Source organism: Nocardia sp. XZ_19_231, assembly GCF_015355705.1.
Lineage (GTDB): Bacteria > Actinomycetota > Actinomycetes > Mycobacteriales > Mycobacteriaceae > Nocardia > Nocardia salmonicida.
In genome coordinates this window covers 299,479-318,365 of the sequence record NZ_JACUZI010000002.1, presented here as the reverse complement: position 1 = coordinate 318,365, position 18,887 = coordinate 299,479, and the positions used below count along the sequence as shown (strand labels likewise).

The 18,887-nt window shown below is 65.1% G+C and carries 16 protein-coding genes; 7 read left to right on the top strand and 9 right to left on the bottom strand.

Annotation, left to right across the window (positions count from 1 at the left end):
- Positions 1 to 41: 41 nt before the first annotated feature.
- Positions 42 to 251 (bottom strand): DUF397 domain-containing protein, encoded by a 210-nt coding sequence (locus tag IBJ82_RS08695; RefSeq protein WP_056822060.1) that lies wholly within the window; start codon positions 249 to 251, stop codon positions 42 to 44.
- 420 nt (positions 252 to 671) lie between these two features.
- On the opposite strand from IBJ82_RS08695, the gene IBJ82_RS08690 reads away from it, so the two are divergent.
- The 3 genes from IBJ82_RS08690 to IBJ82_RS08680 are packed head-to-tail and all read left to right on the top strand — an operon-like array spanning position 672 to position 2,834.
- Positions 672 to 1,157 carry a DUF309 domain-containing protein gene (locus IBJ82_RS08690; RefSeq protein ID WP_194825452.1) on the top strand — a complete coding sequence of 162 codons (486 nt, stop codon included), beginning with the start codon at positions 672 to 674 and terminating at the stop codon, positions 1,155 to 1,157.
- Between the two features lie 9 nt (positions 1,158 to 1,166).
- Complete coding sequence (gene gluQRS, locus IBJ82_RS08685) at positions 1,167 to 2,087, top strand: tRNA glutamyl-Q(34) synthetase GluQRS (RefSeq protein ID WP_194825451.1); 921 nt, start codon at positions 1,167 to 1,169, stop codon at positions 2,085 to 2,087.
- 45 nt (positions 2,088 to 2,132) lie between these two features.
- On the top strand, positions 2,133 to 2,834 hold the full coding sequence (locus tag IBJ82_RS08680; RefSeq protein ID WP_194825450.1) for an RDD family protein: 702 nt from the start codon (positions 2,133 to 2,135) through the stop codon (positions 2,832 to 2,834).
- A gap of 69 nt (positions 2,835 to 2,903) precedes the next feature.
- Here IBJ82_RS08680 and IBJ82_RS08675 read toward each other — a convergent pair whose 3' ends face one another.
- Positions 2,904 to 3,497, bottom strand: a complete 594-nt coding sequence (locus IBJ82_RS08675) for a DUF4190 domain-containing protein (RefSeq protein ID WP_194825449.1) — start codon at positions 3,495 to 3,497, stop codon at positions 2,904 to 2,906.
- 62 nt (positions 3,498 to 3,559) lie between these two features.
- Here IBJ82_RS08675 and IBJ82_RS08670 point away from each other — a divergent pair, with 62 nt between their 5' ends.
- Positions 3,560 to 4,333, top strand: coding sequence for a queuosine precursor transporter (locus tag IBJ82_RS08670; protein ID WP_370585227.1), 774 nt, complete (start codon positions 3,560 to 3,562; stop codon positions 4,331 to 4,333).
- A gap of 36 nt (positions 4,334 to 4,369) precedes the next feature.
- Here IBJ82_RS08670 and tgt read toward each other — a convergent pair whose 3' ends face one another.
- The 5 genes from tgt to IBJ82_RS08645 all read right to left on the bottom strand — a co-directional run bounded on the left by tgt (position 4,370) and on the right by IBJ82_RS08645 (position 10,454).
- Positions 4,370 to 5,623 (bottom strand): tRNA guanosine(34) transglycosylase Tgt, encoded by a 1,254-nt coding sequence (gene tgt, locus IBJ82_RS08665; RefSeq protein ID WP_194825448.1) that lies wholly within the window; start codon positions 5,621 to 5,623, stop codon positions 4,370 to 4,372.
- 32 nt (positions 5,624 to 5,655) lie between these two features.
- Positions 5,656 to 7,560, bottom strand: coding sequence for an ABC transporter ATP-binding protein (locus IBJ82_RS08660; protein ID WP_194825447.1), 1,905 nt, complete (start codon positions 7,558 to 7,560; stop codon positions 5,656 to 5,658).
- On the bottom strand, positions 7,557 to 9,290 hold the full coding sequence (locus IBJ82_RS08655) for an ABC transporter ATP-binding protein (RefSeq protein WP_194825446.1): 1,734 nt from the start codon (positions 9,288 to 9,290) through the stop codon (positions 7,557 to 7,559). The genes IBJ82_RS08660 and IBJ82_RS08655 overlap by 4 nt, the downstream gene beginning before the upstream one ends.
- A gap of 83 nt (positions 9,291 to 9,373) precedes the next feature.
- Positions 9,374 to 9,850: an Rrf2 family transcriptional regulator gene (locus IBJ82_RS08650; protein WP_056822080.1), complete on the bottom strand. Its 477-nt coding sequence runs from the start codon at positions 9,848 to 9,850 to the stop codon at positions 9,374 to 9,376.
- Between the two features lie 10 nt (positions 9,851 to 9,860).
- Positions 9,861 to 10,454 carry a TetR/AcrR family transcriptional regulator gene (locus IBJ82_RS08645; RefSeq protein ID WP_194825445.1) on the bottom strand — a complete coding sequence of 198 codons (594 nt, stop codon included), beginning with the start codon at positions 10,452 to 10,454 and terminating at the stop codon, positions 9,861 to 9,863.
- Between the two features lie 201 nt (positions 10,455 to 10,655).
- Between IBJ82_RS08645 and IBJ82_RS08640 the strand changes: the two genes are divergently transcribed.
- Positions 10,656 to 12,950 carry an MMPL family transporter gene (locus tag IBJ82_RS08640; protein WP_194825444.1) on the top strand — a complete coding sequence of 765 codons (2,295 nt, stop codon included), beginning with the start codon at positions 10,656 to 10,658 and terminating at the stop codon, positions 12,948 to 12,950.
- A 178-nt stretch (positions 12,951 to 13,128) separates the two neighbouring features.
- Positions 13,129 to 15,414 (top strand): MMPL family transporter, encoded by a 2,286-nt coding sequence (locus IBJ82_RS08635; protein WP_194825443.1) that lies wholly within the window; start codon positions 13,129 to 13,131, stop codon positions 15,412 to 15,414.
- A 46-nt stretch (positions 15,415 to 15,460) separates the two neighbouring features.
- On the opposite strand, the gene IBJ82_RS08630 is transcribed toward IBJ82_RS08635, so the two are convergent.
- The gene (locus IBJ82_RS08630) at positions 15,461 to 15,709 is read right to left on the bottom strand and encodes a hypothetical protein (protein WP_228536812.1); all 249 of its coding nucleotides are present in this window, start codon (positions 15,707 to 15,709) and stop codon (positions 15,461 to 15,463) included.
- A 322-nt stretch (positions 15,710 to 16,031) separates the two neighbouring features.
- Between IBJ82_RS08630 and IBJ82_RS08625 the strand changes: the two genes are divergently transcribed.
- The gene (locus IBJ82_RS08625) at positions 16,032 to 17,009 is read left to right on the top strand and encodes a GlxA family transcriptional regulator (RefSeq protein ID WP_194825442.1); all 978 of its coding nucleotides are present in this window, start codon (positions 16,032 to 16,034) and stop codon (positions 17,007 to 17,009) included.
- A 97-nt stretch (positions 17,010 to 17,106) separates the two neighbouring features.
- On the opposite strand, the gene tnpB is transcribed toward IBJ82_RS08625, so the two are convergent.
- Positions 17,107 to 18,549, bottom strand: a complete 1,443-nt coding sequence (tnpB, locus tag IBJ82_RS08620; protein WP_228536811.1) for an IS607 family element RNA-guided endonuclease TnpB — start codon at positions 18,547 to 18,549, stop codon at positions 17,107 to 17,109.
- Between the last annotated feature and the right edge of the window lie 338 nt (positions 18,550 to 18,887).

Here is an 18,887-nt window from a genome sequence, read left to right as displayed (position 1 = left end):
ACTCGGGGCCGGTGTTGTCCATTCGAGATGCATCTCGCGGCTCAGCCGCGCGCGAACTCTCCTGCGGTGACATCGGAGAGAAAGGCTCGCCACTGCCCTGGACCGAAGGCCAGCACGGGTCCGCGACCGCGATCCTTGGTGTCGCGAACGGCGATATCGCCGCCGGCGAGAAAGGCTACTTCGACGCAGTTCCCATCGGGTCCGCTGTAGGTGCTCTTCCGCCACACAGCGTCGGTCACATCAACTTCCACGGCACTTGCTCCTTTGGTCCATCGAGAAGAGGGGATAACTCCTGGAATCGTTGCAACATTCCGAAATCCGGCACGACCGATGAGTTACTTCGTGGCACACAAGGCACTACCACACGGCGCGCGCAACCGACCGGCACGAACCAGCGCATCGAGGCGTTTCCGCCTCCGGGGGCTGCCCCCGCGGAAGAAACACTAGCAGGTCTTCCGCAATGTTGCGGAAGAGAATTTGCTTTCTCATATCGTTTTGCCAACCTTGCGAAGCTTCACGTTTGCGGGGGCATTGCCAGCCCGCTTACCCATTCCTGATCCGGTTGACACATCCCCAATTACTTCCATGTGATTAGTCCGTGATACGTCAATTTCTCGAGCGCCCCAACAGTCACATGAGCACCATCGAGGGCAGACGTGGATCATGGGGGAATGATCTCCCGTGACCGTGACACCGCAGGTCGTGCCCGTAACGACCGTCCCCGCGACCGCCTCGGCCGACCGCTGCCTCCCGGCAGCTCCGGAGTCGCCCGAATTCCCGACGATCTCGAGCTCGGGCCCCAGCAAACTCTGGCTTTCGCTCAGCAACTGCTGGACGACGGGTTGGCATTCAATGCCCACGAGGTATTGGAGGCAGCGTGGAAGAACGGGCCGGTTGCCGAACGGATGCTCTGGCAGGGGCTGGCCCAGTACGCCGTCGGGCTCACCCACATCCAGCGGGGCAACGCCAAAGGCGCGGGTACTCTACTGCGCCGCGCGAGTGACCGGCTCGAGTCCTATCCGGCGAATGCCCAGCAGCACGATGTCGACCGCGCCGGGCTCATCGCGCACGCGCAGGAGCTGCTCGTCGCGCTCGATACCGGTGACGCCATCGCCGAGGAACGACTACGGACGCGGCTGTGCCGAGAGCCCACCTAGGATCGAGGGGTGCCAACGAGTCGAGGCGCGGGCCGCTACGCGCCGAGCCCTTCGGGCGAGCTGCACGTGGGAAACCTGCGTACCGCGGTGCTCGCCTGGCTTTTCGCGCGAACCTCGGGGCGCGAGTTCCTGATTCGTGTCGACGATCTGGACCGCGTTCGGCCCGGTGCCGCGCAGCGCCAGCTCGACGACCTCGCCGCGATCGGTATCGATTGGGACGGCCCGGTGGTCTACCAATCCGACCGACTGCCGATCTACGCGGCCGCTGTCGCCGAACTCACCGCCGCCGGACGCACGTATGAATGCTTCTGCACCAGACGCGAAATCCAGCAGGCCGCCACCGCGCCGCACGGGCCGATGGGCGCTTACCCCGGCACCTGCCGTCAGCTGAGCGAGGCCCAGCGCGCGGCCAAGCGGGCCGAAGGGCGCACCGGCGCTGTGCGATTGCGCGCCGAGGTCACCGAGTACGAGATCACCGATCTGCTGCACGGCCGATATCGGGGCGCTGTCGACGATTTGGTGTTGCGCCGCGGCGACGGCATCCCCGCCTACAACCTCACCGTCGTCGTCGACGACGCCGCTCAAGGCGTTGACCAGGTGGTTCGCGGTGACGACCTCCTGCCGTCCACCCCGCGCCAGGCCTATCTCGCGGACCTGCTCGGACTCACCGCTCCGACCTACGCCCACGTACCGCTCGTGCTCAACGAAGAAGGCAAGCGGCTCGCGAAACGTGACGGGGCCGTGAGCCTTTCGGATCAACGCGCCCTCGGTCACACTCCCGAGGACGTGGTGGCGGCGATCACGGAGTCCCTCGGATATACCGCACGGACCACTGCCGAACTACGCGAAGTTTTCGACCCCGCACGCATCCCTGAGAAACCGTGGATACTCGAGCCTATCGGGTTGTTCCGACCAGAGGGATGTCCGTAACGTACGCATCGACCGATCTAGAAGATCAATACGAGGACTGAGATTATGACCAGCGGTGGTTACGACCCCAACCAGTACCCGCAGGGCGGTCAGCCCGGCGGCTACGGCCAGGACCCCTACGGCCAGCAGCAGCCGCAGCCGGGCTACGGCCAGCAGCAGCCGTACGGCCAGCCCGGACACGGCGGGGCACCCCAGCCCGGTTACGGCCAGCCGGACCCCTACGGTCAGCAGCAGCCGGCCTACGGGCAGGACCCGTACGGTCAGCAGCAGGCCTACCCGCAGCAGGACCAGTTCGGTCAGCAGCAGGGCTTCGGCGGCGTGCAGCCTGCCGACCTGGGAATCCGGATCGGTGCGCGTCTGATCGATTACCTGATCGTCGGCATCCCCGTCGCGATCCTGCTCGGGCTCATCGTCGGTAGTGGCACCGGCGGCCAGATCCTCACCAGTTTGATCTTGTCGCTGGCCATCTACGGTTACTTCGTGGCCATGGAGGTCACGCAGAATGGTCAGTCACTGGGCAAGAAGATCCTCGGCCTGCGCGTGCTCGCCCCCGGCGGTGCGCCGAGCGTGACGCCCGAGCAGTCTCTCAAGCGCAACCTGTTCACGATCGTCGGCCTGATCCCCTGCGTCGGCGGCCTCGTCAGCCTCGGCCTGGCCATCTACATCATGGTCACGATCAGCAACGACCCGAACAAGCAGGGCTGGCACGACAAGTTCGCCGGCGGCACGCAGGTCGTCAAGGGCTGATTCCCTTCACCTGGCAAAAACAGCAGGGGCGCTTCCGGATTCCGGAAGCGCCCCTGCTGCGTTTCGAACTCAGTAGGTCGTGGACGAATCCAGGCCACCGGCGATGCCGAGCACCACGAAGAACAGGATGTAGAGGATCCAGCCCACGATCGCGGCGACACCGATCCAGATGCCTGCCTGCGCCATGCCCTTACCCTCGCCGCCGCGCTCCTTGATCTGGTTGAGCGCCATCACACCGAGGATGATGCCGACGACCGCGCCGAGGCCACAGCTGCACAGGCCGAGCAGCGAGGAGACCAGCGCGCCGATCGCCAGCCCGTTGGTGCCCTGCGGCTGCGGGTACTGCCCGTACGGCTGATAGGCACCCGCGGCCGGATAACCGCCGTAGGCAGGAGGCTGCCCGTACACGGGCGGCTGCTGCGGATACTGCGGCTGGCTGGGCTGCTGGTACTGCGGCTGCGACGGCGGCTGCTGCGGGTACTGCGGCTGCGAGGGGGGCGGCGCCGGCTGCTGGGGATACTGCGGCGACGACGGGTACTGGGAAGGCTGCGACGGCTGGGCGGTCGGATGCTGCGGCACCGAACCCGGCGCGCCGGACTCCGGAGACACGCCGGAGCCGCCGTACTGCTTCCACCACTCGTCGGAATCGCCGGGATTCGTCATAACGACAGCGTATTCCACAACCGGCCACCGTGACGCATCGCTTCCTTGGGAGAATAGGGGCCGTGACTGATACAAACTCGCTCGACAAACCAGCTGAATCTGGGCACCCCGCGCCGGAACATGCGGCATTCGCCCAGGTTGCGCGGGGGTTCTATCCGGTAATCGTCGCCCTGTTCACCGCGACGCTGATCATCTCCAACATCTGTGCCACCAAGGGCGTGGAGTTCTTCACCGACAGTTCGGTGATGCTCGGCCCGATCCAGGTCCTGCCGATCGCGACCGACGGCGCCTTCTTCCTGTTCCCGCTGGCCTACATCCTCGGCGACGTGCTCAGCGAGGTCTACGGCTTCCGCGCCACCCGCCACGCCATCTACACCGGTTTCGGCGCGCTACTGCTCACCGTCGGCTGCTTCTATATCGCCATCCAGCTGCCCCCCGCCGGCTTCTACGAGAACCAGGAAGCCTTCCGCACGGTCCTCGGCACCACCCCCCAACTGGTGCTCGCCGGTCTCGCCGGCTACTTCGTCGGCCAGTTGCTCAACTCGGCCACCCTGGTGCTGATCAAAGAGCGCACCAAGGAAAAGCACCTGTGGGCCCGCCTGATCGGCTCCACCGTCGTGGGCGAGTTCGCCGACACCCTGATCTTCTGCTCGATCGCCGCCACCGCCATCGGCATCAACACCTGGCAGTCGTTCATCAACTACGTCATCGTCGGCTTCCTGTGGAAAACCCTGTGCGAGGTACTCGTCATGCCGATCACCTACCGCGTCATCGCGATCCTCAAGAAGACCGAACCGACTTACGCCCCGGCGAAGGTCGACGCACTCCACGACTAGTTCGCAGTGCCGGCGGCGGATCGGAAGATCCGCCGCCTACTCCCCCGGCACCTTGATCCGACCCCGCCACTGCCCCAAGAACTCCTTCTTGAACTCATCGAAGTACCCGCCCTCGATGCTCTCCCTGATCCGATCGACGAGCCGAATCGTGAAGCGCTCGTTGTGAATCGTGCACAGCGTCGCCGAGAGCATCTCCTTGGCCTTGAACAGGTGATGCAGGTAGGCGCGGGTGTAGTGCGCGCAGGTGTAGCAGTCGCAGTTCTCGTCGATCGGAGTGAAGTCCCGACGGAACCGCGCGGTGTTGATGTTGAAACGACCCTCGTCGACGTAGATCGCGGCATTGCGCGCCACCCGTGACGGATTGACGCAGTCGAAGGTGTCCGCCCCGTTCTCGATCGCGGTGAACATGTCCTCCGGCTCGCTGATTCCCAGCATGTGGCGCGGTTTGGATTCGGGCAGCTCATCACAGCACCACCCGACGGTCGTGCCGAGGTTGTGTTTCTCCAGGGCACCGCCGATGCCGTAGCCGTCGAATTCCGTTCCGCCACTACCCCGGATCGTCTCCAGCTCACGACAAGCCTTGCGCCGCAGGTCTTCGTACTGCGCGCCCTGGATCACCGCGAACAGCGCCTGGTACGGCCGATGACCGCGCGCGGCGGTGAGCCGTTCGTGTTCGTCGATACAACGCTGTGCCCATTCGTGCGTGCGCTGCAACGACTTCTCTTGATAGCCGCGGGTGTTCATCAGGGTGGTCAGCTCGTCGAAGGCGAACATGATGTCGGCCCCCAGCTGGTGCTGGATCCCCATCGACACCTCGGGCGTGAATCGATGCTTCGAACCGTCCAGATGCGAACGGAAGGTGACCCCGTCGTCGTCGACGGTGGCCAGCCGCTCCTTGCCTGCCGCGATCACCTGGTCGGACCGGATATCCACGGCCTCCATGGCAAGGACCTTCTTGAACCCGACCCCCAGCGACATCACCTGGAACCCACCGCTGTCGGTGAAGGTGGGCCCCTGCCAGTTCATGAACTTGCCGAGCCCACCCGCATCGTCGACCACATCGGAGCCGGGCTGCAGGTACAGGTGATAGGCATTGGCCAGCAGCGCCTGTGCCCCGATCTCCTTCATCGTCTCCGGCAGGACAGCCTTCACCGAAGCCTTCGTTCCCACCGGGATGAAAGCGGGCGTGGCGATCTCGCCGTGCGGGGTGCCGATCACCCCGGTCCGACCATGCCTGCCCCCGTCGAGACGGGTGCCTACTTCGAAGGAGAACTCGCTGCTGTCGGCCACCGCCCCATCGTGCCAGGGCGGAGACCGCGGTCTTACTGAGCCGCCGCGAACTGGGCGTTGTACAGGTTGTAGTACGGTCCGCGCTCGGCGAGCAGCCGGTCGTGGGTGCCGTGTTCGACGATGCGCCCCTTGTCCATCACGACGATCAGATCCGCGTCTCGAATCGTCGACAGACGATGCGCGATCACGAAACTGGTGCGATCGCGGCGCAGGGCCGCGGTGGCATGCTGGACCAGCGACTCGGTGCGGGTGTCGACCGAGCTGGTCGCCTCGTCCAGGATCAGGATCGACGGCTTGGCCAGGAACGCGCGGGCGATCGTGATCAGCTGTTTCTCGCCCGCGCTCACCCCGCCGCCCTCTTCGTCGATGACCGTGTCGTACCCGTTGGGCAGCGAGTGCACGAACCGGTCCACGTAGGCAGCGCGGGCAGCGGCCTGGATGTCGGCTTCCGAGGCCGTCGGGTTGCCGTAGGCGATGTTCTCGCGGATGGTGCCCTTGAACAGCCAGGTGTCCTGCAACACCATGCCGATGCGCGAGCGCAGATGGTCGCGAGTGATGGTGGTGATGTCGACGTCGTCGATCGCGATGGTGCCCGCGTCGAGTTCGTAGAAGCGCATCAGCAGGTTCACCAGGGTGGTCTTGCCCGCGCCGGTGGGGCCGACGATGGCGACCACGTGACCGGGGTCGGCGACCAGCGAAAGCCGTTCGATGACAGGCGTTTCCGGGCTGTAGCCGAACGACACCGCCTCGAACTCCACCCGCCCACGATCCACCGGGCGCGAGATCTCCACCAGCGGATCGGGACTCTGTTCCTCGGCATCGAGGATCTCGAAGATCCGCTCCGCTGAGGCGACGCCGGACTGCAGCAGGTTCGCCATCGCACCGATCTGGGTGAGCGGCTGACTGAACTGGCGCGAGTACTGGATGAACGCCTGCACTTCGCCGAGCGACAGGTTGCCCGTGGCCACCCGCAGCCCGCCGATCAGCGCGATGAACACGAAGTTCACGTTTCCGAGGAACATGATGGCAGGCATGATCAGGCCGGAGATGAACTGCGCTTTGAAGCTCGCGTCGTAGAGCTTCTGATTGCGGTGGTCGAATTCCTCGCCGACCTCACGACCGCGACCGAACGCGGTGATGATTTCGTGGCCGGTGTAGGCCTCTTCCACCGAGGAGTTCACCTCACCGGTGAACTTCCACTGGTTGACGAAGTGCGGCTTGGATCGCTTGGCGATCTGCGCGGTGACCACGATCGCGGCGGGCACGGTGAGTAGCGCGATCAGCGCCAGCAGCGGCGAGATCCAGAACATCATGATCAGAATGCCTGCCACCGAGAACAGCGAGACCAACAGCTGACTCATCGTCTGCTGCAAGGTCTGCGAGATGTTGTCGACATCGTTGGTGACACGGCTGAGCACGTCACCGCGTGGTGCGGTGTCGAAATAGCGCAGCGGCAGCCGGTGCAGCTTCTGCTCCACGTCGTCGCGCAGCCGCTTCACGGTCCGGTTGATGGCGATATTGAGCAGGTAGCCCTGCAGCCACCCGAACACCGCGGCGGCCACGTACAGCGCGAGCACGAGCATCAGCACGCGCCCGACAGCGTCGAAATCTATGCCGGTACCGGGGACCACGTTCATCGCCGAGAGCATGTCGGCGCGGGTGGTCTGGCCCTGCCCGCGCAGCAGCTCGATGGTCTGGTCCTTGGTGAGCCCGGGTTCGAGCTGCTTGCCGACGAAGCCGTCGAACACCAGGTTCGTCGCCTTGCCGAGCAGATACGGGCCGAGCGTATTGAGCACCACGGAGGCGATCACCAGCGCGACGATCAGGCCGACGGTGAACCTCTCGGGAGTCAGCCTGCGCAGTAGTCGCTTCAGCGACGGTTTGAACGACTTGGCCTTCGTTCCCGGCGCTCCGGGAACGGGTCCACCTGGCCTCATCGGGCTTCCTCCACGCTCAGCTGGGACTCGACGATCTCGCGGTACTCCGAGCAGCGCTGCATCAATTGGTCATGGGTACCGATGCCCGCCATCGCACCGTCTTCGAGCACGACGATCTGGTCGGCATCGCGAATCGTCTGAATCCGCTGGGCCACGATGATCACCGACGCGTCGGCGGTCTCGGGCTTCAGCGCGGCGCGCAGCCGGGCGTCGGTGGCGACATCGAGCGCGGAGAACGAATCGTCGAACAGGTAGACGCGCGGCCGACGCACCAGCGCGCGGGCGATACACAACCGCTGGCGCTGACCGCCCGAGACCGTGGTGCCGCCCTGGGCCACCGGAGTGTCGAGACCCTGCGGCATCTCACTCACGAAATCGGCCGCCTGGGCGACCTCGAGCGCGTGCCAGAGTTCTTCGTCGGTGGCGTCGGGCTTGCCGTAGCGCAGGTTGGTCGCGATGGTGCCGGAGAACAAGTAGGCCTTCTGCGGCACCAATCCGATCTCACTCCGTAGGAGTTCGAGGTCGAGGTGGCGCACGTCGGTGCCGCCGACGTAGACCGCGCCGTCGGTGACGTCGATCAGGCGCGGGATCAAGTTGATCAGTGTGGTCTTGCCCGCGCCGGTCGAACCGACGACGGCAGTGGTGGTACCGGGTGTGGCCTGGAATCGGATACCGCGCAGCACCGGCTTCTCCGCGCCGGGGTAGGCGAATTCCGCGAACTGCATGTCGACCGTTGCCGGATCGCCCTTGAACACCTGCGGCAGCCGGGGCGGGCGAACCGAGGACTCGGTCTCGAGCACCGCGCCGATCCGATCGGCGGAGACGGCCGCACGCGGGGCCATCATCGCCAGGAACGAGGCCATCATGACGGCCATCAGGATCTGCATGACATAGGAGAGCATCGCGGTGAGCGAGCCGATCTGCATCGTGCCGTTGTCCACATGGTGACCGCCGAACCAGATCACCCCGACTGCGGTCAGATTACTGATCAACATCACGGTCGGGAACATCAACGCCATCAGCTTGCCGACGCGCAGCGAAGCATCGGTGAGCGCGGTATTGGCCATCCCGAAGCGCCAGATCTCCTGCCGCTCACGCACGAACGCGCGCACCACCCTGATGCCGGTGATCTGCTCGCGCAACACCCGGTTCACGCTGTCGATCCGGGCCTGCATCTCCCGGAACCCCGGCACCATCTTGGTCACGATCGTGCCCATCGACAGAGCAAGGGCGGGCACCGCGATCAACAGCAACCACGACAGCTCGAGATCCTCACGCACCGCCATGATGACGCCACCGACGCACATGATCGGCGCCATCACCAGGATCGTCACCGACATCACGATGAGCAGCTGGACCTGCTGGATATCGTTGGTCGAGCGGGTGATCAGCGACGGCGCGCCGAACATCCCGACCTCCCTGGCCGAGAACGTTTCCACCCGGTGCAGCACGCCACCGCGCATATCCCGACCGGCACCCATCGCCGCCCGCGCGCCGAAGTACACCGACGCCGACGAGGCCACGATCTGCACGCAGCTCACCGCGAGCATCCACAATCCGGTGGTCCAGATGTAACCGATATCGCCCTTGGTGACCCCGTTGTCGATGAGGTCGGCATTGAGACTGGGCAGGTAGAGCATCGCGATAACCGAGATCAGCTGGAGTACGAGGACACCCGCCAGCTGAGCGCGGTACGGGGCCAAGTAGGTCCGTAGCAGGGAGATCAACATGATGGACGAAGGCTACAGCGCGGCGATGACCCGCGCCCCGTACTTTTACCAGCCCTGTGGATAACTCTCAGCCTGTGGATAACTCAGGCGCCTGCCGGTGTGCGCGGTTCACGACGTGCCCACGCGCCGGGGTCGGCGACCAGCTCACCGATGAAATCGGGCAGTCGGTCGGCGGCGATATCGGCGATGGAGACGTTCTCCAGCACGGCCCGGATATTGACCCGAAGCGCGATCCACACCTGCTGCAACGGCTCCGCCGCACCGGGATATCGGACGTCTTCGGGCCGCTGCCCGCGCACCGACGCCAGCGGCGACTCCACCGCGCGGATCACATCGGCCACCGAGATCTCCGTCGCAGGCCTGCCGAGGCGATACCCGCCGTCGGGCCCTCGCCTGCTCAGCACGAGCTCGGCGCGACGCAGTTCGGCCAGCACCGTTTCCAGCACCTTCGGTGGGATCTGCGCGGCGGCGGCGATGGCCTCGGACTTGACGACTCCATCGGCCGCAGCGAGCTCGAGCAGCGTTCGCACCGCGTAATCGACCCTGGCGGTGATATGCACGGTGTCGAACTTACGCGGTGCCGCACGCGGTCAGTACGCAGGTTGCCGCGTCCAGGAGAGTCTTCTCGACCATCTCGTCGGTGGCGCCCGGCGCCAGCTCCGAGGACAACAGCGCCACCCCGAGCACCTCGATGGCGGCAGCGGCGCGCAGCATCGAGTTCTGGGTCGGGTCGGGCCCGGCCAGCCACAGCCGCAGCTCACGGGTGGGTTCCATCAGGTCGGGGTAGCGGTCGGCGATGGCGTTGACGATGGCGGCGGTATCGCGCACGCAGAGCGCTCCCGCGGCGCGGTGGCGGATCATGCCGCGCAGATAGGTGCGCAGGACCGCGCGGATACCCTCGTCGTCATAGGGCACGGCGTCGATGTCTTCGACGATGTCGCGCATGTGATCGATGATCGGATCGATGATCGCGAGGAGCAGATCGAGCTTCGAAGCGTAGTGGTAATAGAGCGAAGCCTTCGTGATTCCCACCACATCCGCGACCTCGCGCAGGCTCGTCTGCTCGAAACCCTTGGCGGCGAACAGCGCAACCGCGGCGTCTCGGATCGCCTGTTTGGTACCCCCACCTGCGGTGACGGTGTCGGCGATGTCTCGGGCGGGCATGGCGGCAATCCTCCCATGATTCGGTGTGACGCATCCGGAGCCCCCGATATCGAGGTTGCTCCTCCACTTATCACCTAGGTAGTCTACCTACCGCACGGTAGGCAGAAAACGATGTTGTGGAGGCGGGTCCCGCAGGGGTGGCCCGCGAGTGCTGTCTACGAGCCATGCCACCCACCCGTTCTTCGCGCTAGGAGCACCCGCGTGTCCGTATACCTGTATAGATGGGGAAAGTTCGCTTTCCGCCGTAAATGGATTGTCTTGCCGGTCTGGCTACTGCTGTTCGTGCTGCTCGGCGGCCTCGGCGCCATGCTGAGCAAGCCGATGTCCAACGACTTCAGCATGCCCGAGCTCCCGTCGGCTCGCGCCAACGAGATCCTCGACAAGCACTTCGAAGGCATGTCGGAGCAGTTCTCGATGGATGCCGTCACCGGCACCTACGTGATCGGCGCCCCGGAGGGGCAGAAGCTCACCGACCCGGCCAACCGGGCCGCGATCGAAGCGTTCATCGCCAAGCTGAACGACCTGTCGATCGTCGATCACGAGAAGAAGCTGACCAGCCCGGTCGCAGCCACCGAGGAGATGGGCTGCCTCGCCGCCCCTGACCCGTCGAAGTGCTCGTCCGCCCCGCTCAACGTGCTGAGCGAGACCGCACCCGACACCGTCGGCGTGCTCAGCGTCCCGTTCACCATCAAGGCGGTCACCGATGTGACCGATACCGAGCGCGATGCCGCCTTCGATGTCGGCACCGAAGCCCGCAACGCCGGACTCACCGTCGAGCTCAGCGGCTCGATCGCGATGAAGCAGGAACAGCCGAGCGGCAAGTCCGAACTGATCGGCATGGGTGTCGCACTGATCGTGATGGTGGTGGCCTTCGGCGCCATCGTCGCCGCGGTCGTGCCCATCATCACCGCCATCGTCGGCCTCGGCGCGGCGACCTCGCTGATCATGCTCGGCACCTCGGTGATGGAGGTGCCCGGCTTCACCACCTTCCTGGCCTCGATGATCGGTATCGCGCTGTCGATCGACTACGCGCTGTTCATCGTCTCCCGGTACAAACACGAACTGGCCGTGCGTGATTCGGCCGAAGAAGCCGCTGGCACCGCGCTCGGTACCGCCGGTTCGGCCGTGGTGTTCGCCGGTCTCACCGTCATCATCGCCCTCGGCGCCCTCGGCATCGTCGGCGTGGAGTTCCTGACCTTCATGGGTCTCGGTGGCGCCATCGCCGCCGCGTTCGCCGTGCTCACCGCCGTCACCCTGATGCCCGCGCTGATGGGCGCCTTCGGCAAGTCGCTGTTCAAGCCGAAGCTGCCGGTCGTGGCGCAGCACGATCCCGACGACGAGAACTCGGTCACCAACGGTCAGCGTTTCGCCAAGGTGATCGCCAAGGCGCCGTGGGTCGCACTGATCCTGTCGGTGCTCGTGCTGGGTGCGCTCGCCGCACCGGCCGCCGGTCTGAACCTGGGCCTGCCCGGTGACGACAGCATGCCGAAGACCTCCACCATCCGTAAGGCCTACGACCTGCGGACCGAAGGCTTCGGTGAAGGCAGCAACGGCATCCTCATGGTCGCCGCCGACCTGAGTGCGACGCCCGAGGGCGAGCGTAAGGGCGCGGTCGATGCGCTGCGTGCCAAGCTCGCGTCCTACGAGGGCATGGATTACGTCACCGAGCCGGTGTGGAGCAAGGACAACCAGGGCGCCATGCTCAACGGTGTCCCGAAGTCTGGTCCGAACAACCAGGACACCAAGGATCTGGTCGCCGAAGCACGTGGCGCGGAAGCGGATCTGAACGCGCAGTACGGCATGGTCTACGGCATCACCGGCACCACCGCCATCTACGCCGATGTCGATCACGTGCTGCTCAGCAAGATCCTGCCGTATCTGGCGATCGTGGCCGGTGCCGCGTTCATCCTGCTGATCCTGGTGTTCCGCTCGATTCTGGTCCCGCTCACCGCGGCGCTCGGCTTCCTGTTGTCGATGGGCGCCACCTTCGGTGCGACCGTGCTGATCTTCCAGCAGGGCAAGTTCGGGCTGATCGAGGATCCGCAGCCGCTGGTCAGCTTCCTGCCGATCATGTTGATCGGCTTGGTGTTCGGCTTGGCCATGGACTACCAGGTGTTCCTGGTAACCCGCATGCGCGAGGAATTCGTGCACGGCAAATCGCCCAAGGACGCGATGGTCTCCGGCTACCACCACGGTGCTCGCGTGGTGACCTCGGCCGCGATCATCATGATCTCGGTGTTCGGCTCCTTCATCCTGGAAACCGACGTCACCGCCAAGTCGTTCGGTTTCGCGCTGGCCGCCGGTGTGGCGATCGACGCGTTCATCGTCCGCATGATCGTCGTCCCCGCACTGCTGGTGATCATGGGCAAGTGGGCCTGGTGGATGCCGAAGTGGCTCGACCGGATCGTGCCCGATATCGACGTCGAAGGGGCGAAGCTCGAGCAGCTGCGCAACGAGACCGTCGAGACGGTGAAACACCCGGTTTCGGTCGGCTGATCCGTCACTGAACCGCACGGCCCCGCAATCCGCTCCTGGATTGCGGGGCCGTTTGTTTTCGGTCTCCGCGCTGGAGGCGGTGCTTGATATCGCGGTTGCCGGGCAGCAGACTCAGGGCTAGTTCGACCCGGCTATACCTCCGATCCGCGCTCTGCACCGATCCACGAGGAGAAGAACCGTGTCTGTCTATCTCTACCGGTGGGGCAAGCTGGCCTTCCGCCGCAAATGGATTGTGCTGCCCGTCTGGTTGCTGTTCTTCATGGTGCTCGCGGGGCTCGGGTCCTCGTTGCAGAAGCCGATGACCGATGACTTCAGCATGCCGAACCTGCCCTCGGAACGGGCCACCGAAATCCTCGACAAGCACTTCCCCGGTATGTCAGAGGCTTTCGCGTTCGACGCCGTGACCGGCACCTATGTCGTGGGCGCGCCCGCGGGCCAGAAACTCACCGACCCGGCCAACCGGGCCGCGATCGACGAGCTGATCGGCAAGCTCGACCAACTCGACATTGTCGACCATGCCGAGCCGATCGTGAATCCGATCACCGCTACCGAGGAAATGGGTTGCCTCACCGGGCAACCCGACCCGTCGACATGCAGCGGCGCCCCGCTGAACGTGCTGAACAAGACCGCGCCCGACACCGTCGCGTTCTTCAGCGTCCCGTTCACGATCACCGACTTCGCCGACATCACCGCCGAGGAACGCGAGGCCGCCTACAACGCGGGCGACACCGCCCGCGCGGCCGGACTGACGGTCGAGATCAGCGGCACCATCGCGATGGAACAGGAAATGCCGAGCGGCAAGTCCGAGATGATCGGTATGGCTGTGGCATTGGTGGTGATGATCGTGGCGTTCGGCGCGATCGTCGCCGCGTTCGTGCCGATCATCACCGCGATCGTCGGACTCGGCGCGGCGACTTCGCTGATCTTCCTGTCGACGTCGGTGGTGTCGGTGCCGAGCTTCACCACATTCCTCGCCTCGATGATCGGCATCGCGCTCTCGATCGACTACGCGCTGTTCATCGTCTCGCGCTACAAACATGAGCTGGCGGTGCAGGATTCCGCCGAGGAAGCGGTCGGCTCGGCGTTGGGGACGGCGGGTTCGGCGGTGGTGTTCGCCGGGCTCACCGTCATCATCGCGCTGGTCGGGCTGAGCATCGTCGGGGTCAGATTCCTGACCTTCATGGGCCTGGGTGGCGCCATCGCCGCGGCGTTCGCCGTGCTCACCGCCATCACGCTGATGCCTGCGCTGCTCGGCGCGTTCGGCAAGGCCCTGTTCAAGCCGAAGCTGCCGGTGATCGCCCAGCACGATCCCGAGGACGACAGTGTCGTCACCAACGGCACCCGCGTGGCCAGGGTGATCGCCAAGTTCCCCGCGGTCACGATGATCCTGGCCATCGTGGTGCTCGGCCTGCTCGCCGCACCGGCGCTGAACCTGAACCTCGGCCTGCCCGGCGAGGACAGCCTGCCCAAGTCGACCACCGTCCGGAAGGCCTACGACCTGCGCACCGAAGGCTTCGGCGAGGGCAGCAACGGTGTGCTCCAAGTGGCCGTCGACCTCAGCGACACCCCCGCCGACCAGCGTCCGGCGGCGCTGAATGCCTTGCGCGTCAAGCTGCAGTCCTACCCAGACATGGATCTGGTCACCGAGCCGCAGATGAGCAAGGACGGGGCGGGTGCGCTGATCAACGGCATCCCCAAGACCGGACCCAACGCACAGTCGACGAAGGATCTGGTGCAGTCGGCGCGCGATGCGGAATCCGATCTGAACGAGCAGTACAACATGTCGTACGGCATCACCGGAACCACCGCCATCTACGCCGATATCGACCATGTACTACTGAGCAAGATCGTTCCGTACATGGCGATCGTGGCAGGCGCGGCGTTCATCCTGCTGATCCTGGTGTTCCGATCGATCCTGGTCCCGCTCACCGCCGCGCTCGGCTTCCTGTTGTCGATGGCGGCCACCTTCGGCGCGACCGTGCTGATCTTCCAGGAGGGCGAACTCGGGCTGATCAAGGACCCGCATCCGCTGGTCAGCTTCCTACCGATCATGTTGATCGGCTTGGTATTCGGCTTGGCGATGGACTACCAGGTGTTCCTGGTGACCCGCATGCGCGAGGAATACGTCCACGGTGCCGATCCCACAGACGCCGTGATCAAGGGCTATCACCACGGTGCGCGGGTGGTGACCTCGGCGGCGATCATCATGATCTCGGTGTTCGGTTCGTTCCTGCTGGAATCCGATGTCACCGCCAAGTCGATGGGCTTCGCGCTGGCGGCGGGCGTGGCCTTGGACGCGTTCGTCGTCCGGATGGTGCTCATTCCTGCTTTGCTTGTGCTGCTGGGCAAGTGGGCGTGGTGGATACCGAAGTGGCTGGACCGGATCGTGCCCGATATCGACGTCGAAGGCTCGCGGCTGCGCGAGATCCAGGCCGATCAGCGCGAGGTCGCGCCGGTACCGTAAGGCTGAGCATCGATGGCCGGGGAACTCTGGTTCCCCGGCCATTTCTCTATTGACTCGGTTGCGGCACTTGGCATTCGGTGACACGCGGATTGAGCCCGATGTAGTTCGCCGGCCCCGCCGCGGCCGTGACCGCGATGGTCGCCCAGTCCGAACATTGCTTGGGCAGGTGAGCGAAGTGGTGCCGCTGACCAGCGGCGAGCAACCCGACGGCAACCCAGCCGAGCACGATGAGAACCAGAAGCTTTCCCCCGAGCCCCATCCCGGACTTCGCGGGTGGCGGCTGTCGCCCGCGCATAAACATCGTTCCTTCCAGGATTCGGTGTCACCCAGTCTATTACGCGAGGAATACACCGCAGGTCGGACGCAGGTGAATACCCGACGACAGATCGTGCCCGTTCTCGAACCGCGACCGTTACCGGGGGCTGCACTCGCTCCCGCACTGTGGCTTCCGGCTTCCGCGCCGAGCCTCGACAGGCGGACGGATGCCGTGCCTGATCGCGTTCGCGGCGTGGATTCCGAGGGCGAAGTCCTTCAGTTGCTTCAACATATCTCCATGGTCTGACTTCCGCGTCATCGGGAGAAGTGGCGTAGATGACGACTATCGCTAAGATTTAGACATGAGCTCTGTTTCCGTGCTGGCCTACGACGGGATGACGGCGTTCGAAACCGGCATCGTCATCGAGGTCTTCGGTCTGACCTGGTCCGATATCGAACAGCCCTGGTACGAGCTGAAGATCTGCACCGAAACTCCCGACCCTGTCCGCGTAATCGGCGGCGCGACCATGACCAGCCCGTACGGTCTCGCCGAGTTCGCCGCCGCCGATACGGTCGTCGTCCCGAGCGTCGCCGACCCACGCGCGCAGACCTCGCCGGAATTGATCGACGCCCTCCGCCGGGCGCACAGCAACGGCTCCCGGATCGTGTCGATCTGCTCGGGCGCCTTCGCCCTCGCCGCCGCGGGCCTGCTCGACGGCCGCCGAGCCACCACCCACTGGCGATACGCCGACCTACTGCGCGAGCGCTACCCCGCTGTGGACGTCGACCCCGAACCGCTCTACACCGACGAGGGCGACATCCTCACCAGCGCGGGCTGCGCCGCCGGCCTCGACCTGGCACTCCACCTGGTGCGCACCGACCTGGGTGCGGCCGTCGCCAATGCGGTCGCCCGTCGCCTCGTCATCCAGCCCCACCGCACGGGCGGCCAGGCTCAATACATCGAGTCACCCGTGCCCCCCGAACCCCTCGATGCCCCCATAGCCCGCAGTCTCTCATGGGCCCTCGAACACCTAGCCGACCCGATCGCCGTCGCCGACCTGGCCAGAGTCGCAGGCCTCTCCCCTCGCACCTACCTACGCCACTTCATCCGAGAAACCGGCACCACACCAACCAAATGGCTGATCGCCCAGCGCATCCAAGCCGCCCTGGAAATGCTCGAAAGCAGCAATGCCCCGGTAGAGGAAGTCGCCACCGCCGCCGGATTCGCGACCGTTGTCACCTTCCGTCACCACTTCGCCAAGTCAATGCGAACCGCACCGTCGGCCTACCGCAACACCTTCCGGGCCAGCCACAGGAAAGGCACGCCATCTCAGGCATGAACAGCGGTCGAGCGGGATCGCCGACCTGGTGTGGTAATCGAACGAGCCCAATACATCGAATCCGTTACCCTTGGGGAGCGGACGTGAGCCTGCTCCATCAGGCAGCCTCACCTTGCGGTGAAGCGGTCCCCATCGAACCCAGCTCACGCTGGTACGGGGTAGACGTTTCACGGCCTCCTGCCTCGCCCGCTCGCGCGGGCTCGGACTTGCGGATGGCTCCACGTCCTGGCGCCGACCCACTGTCGGCACAACCCTGTTCACCCATCCTGGACAGGCGGGTCTCGCCGAGTCGGGCGAGGTTGATCGCGGCATTACGATCGCGATCAATCGACAAACCACACGATTCACAGCTATAGACGCGGTCGGCGAGGGTCAGGTTTGGCTTTCGCCCACCACACCCCGAACACGTCTTCGAACTCGGAAACCACCGATCAGCTTCCACCAACGCCGACCCGTACCAGCGAGTCTTGTACCCCAGCATCTGGCGGATCTGTGCCAATGCGGCGTCAGCGAGCGCCCGATTCAACCCCTTCTTGCGGGCGCCACCAGCGGATCGCATCCCGGCCGCGTTCAGTGATTCCACCGTGATCACCCGGTGCTGCTGGGCGAGTTCGGTGGTTGCCTTGTGGAGAACGTCGCGGCGGATCGCGGCGGCCCGTCCGTGAGTGCGGCCGATTCGTGCGTTGGTGGCCTGCCACCGTTTCGATGGCCGCCTGCGGGTCTTCGTGACCGTGTCATAAGGGCCGAGTTGGCGTGCTGCCCGACGTTGCAACTCCCGCAACCGGGCTTGCGCGGCAGTTAAGGGTTTCGGCGCCTGAACACGGGCGACCTCACAACCGTCAGGAGTCGCGATCACCAGCAGCGCGTCGGCTTTGACACCGACATCGACACCAACCACCGGGTGCGGCGACCGGCGTGCGTGTGCGGGACGGGTTTTGGTCCCAACCAGTGTTTGGAATGACACGTACCAGCGACGACGCGAGTCCTGGGAGAGGGTCGCTGACAGGATGCGTGCGGTTCCGGCCTCGACTCGGCGGGCGAGCTTGCGGGTCGACTCATGTGTTTTGAGCCGTCCGACCCGTGGCAAGACGATGTGGTGGCGGTCGGGTTCGAGCCGGATCGTTCCGGTCGTAAACCGAACGGACCGCCGCGACCGGGCCGCGGTTTTGAATCTCGGGAACCCGACCGGTTTACCGGCTCGCAGACCGGTCCGGGAGGCAGCCCAGTTTTCCAGCGACCGGGCGAGCCCATCGAGTCCGGTGTTGTAGGCCTCCTTCGAGTTCTCCGCCCACCACGGCGCGTGCTCGTGTTTACGCTTATTCCAGATCTTCCGGAGCTTCGGCAGTGACCAGCCGATCGACGGGGTCAGATCGGTCTCGGCGATCCCATAGCTGCGTTCGGCGGCGCGCTGATCCATCACCGCTTTGACGAGGGCGAGCATGTGGTTGAACACGAATCGGGATGCACCGCAATGTGATCCGAAACGGGAAGTTGTTGCGGGGTGGGGTCGATCGCGAATCGGTAGGCCTGCACTGTCCATCCGTCGGGGATGTCGAACCTCGCCATCAGCGATCAACTCCTTCCCTGGGTCTTGTAGTCGCTCACAAACATTGCCCACCACCATGCCATAGCGATGTGACATATTTCGATGACAGCGAGCGAGGGCAGCCGGACGGGCAAGCTGCGCGGTGTCCCGCTGCGCTCAGGACCAAGGAAGTCACGCCCGAGCAGCGGCGTCCGGGGCTGGCCGCGGTGACAACGACTCCTGCGGTCTCGCCTCAGCGAAACCCTGGGCTCGAAGTCGTGAGCCACAGGCGTCGCTGCTGTCAGTAATCAGCGACGACGCTCGTTGCATGAAAAAGCCCCCCACCTGGGTGA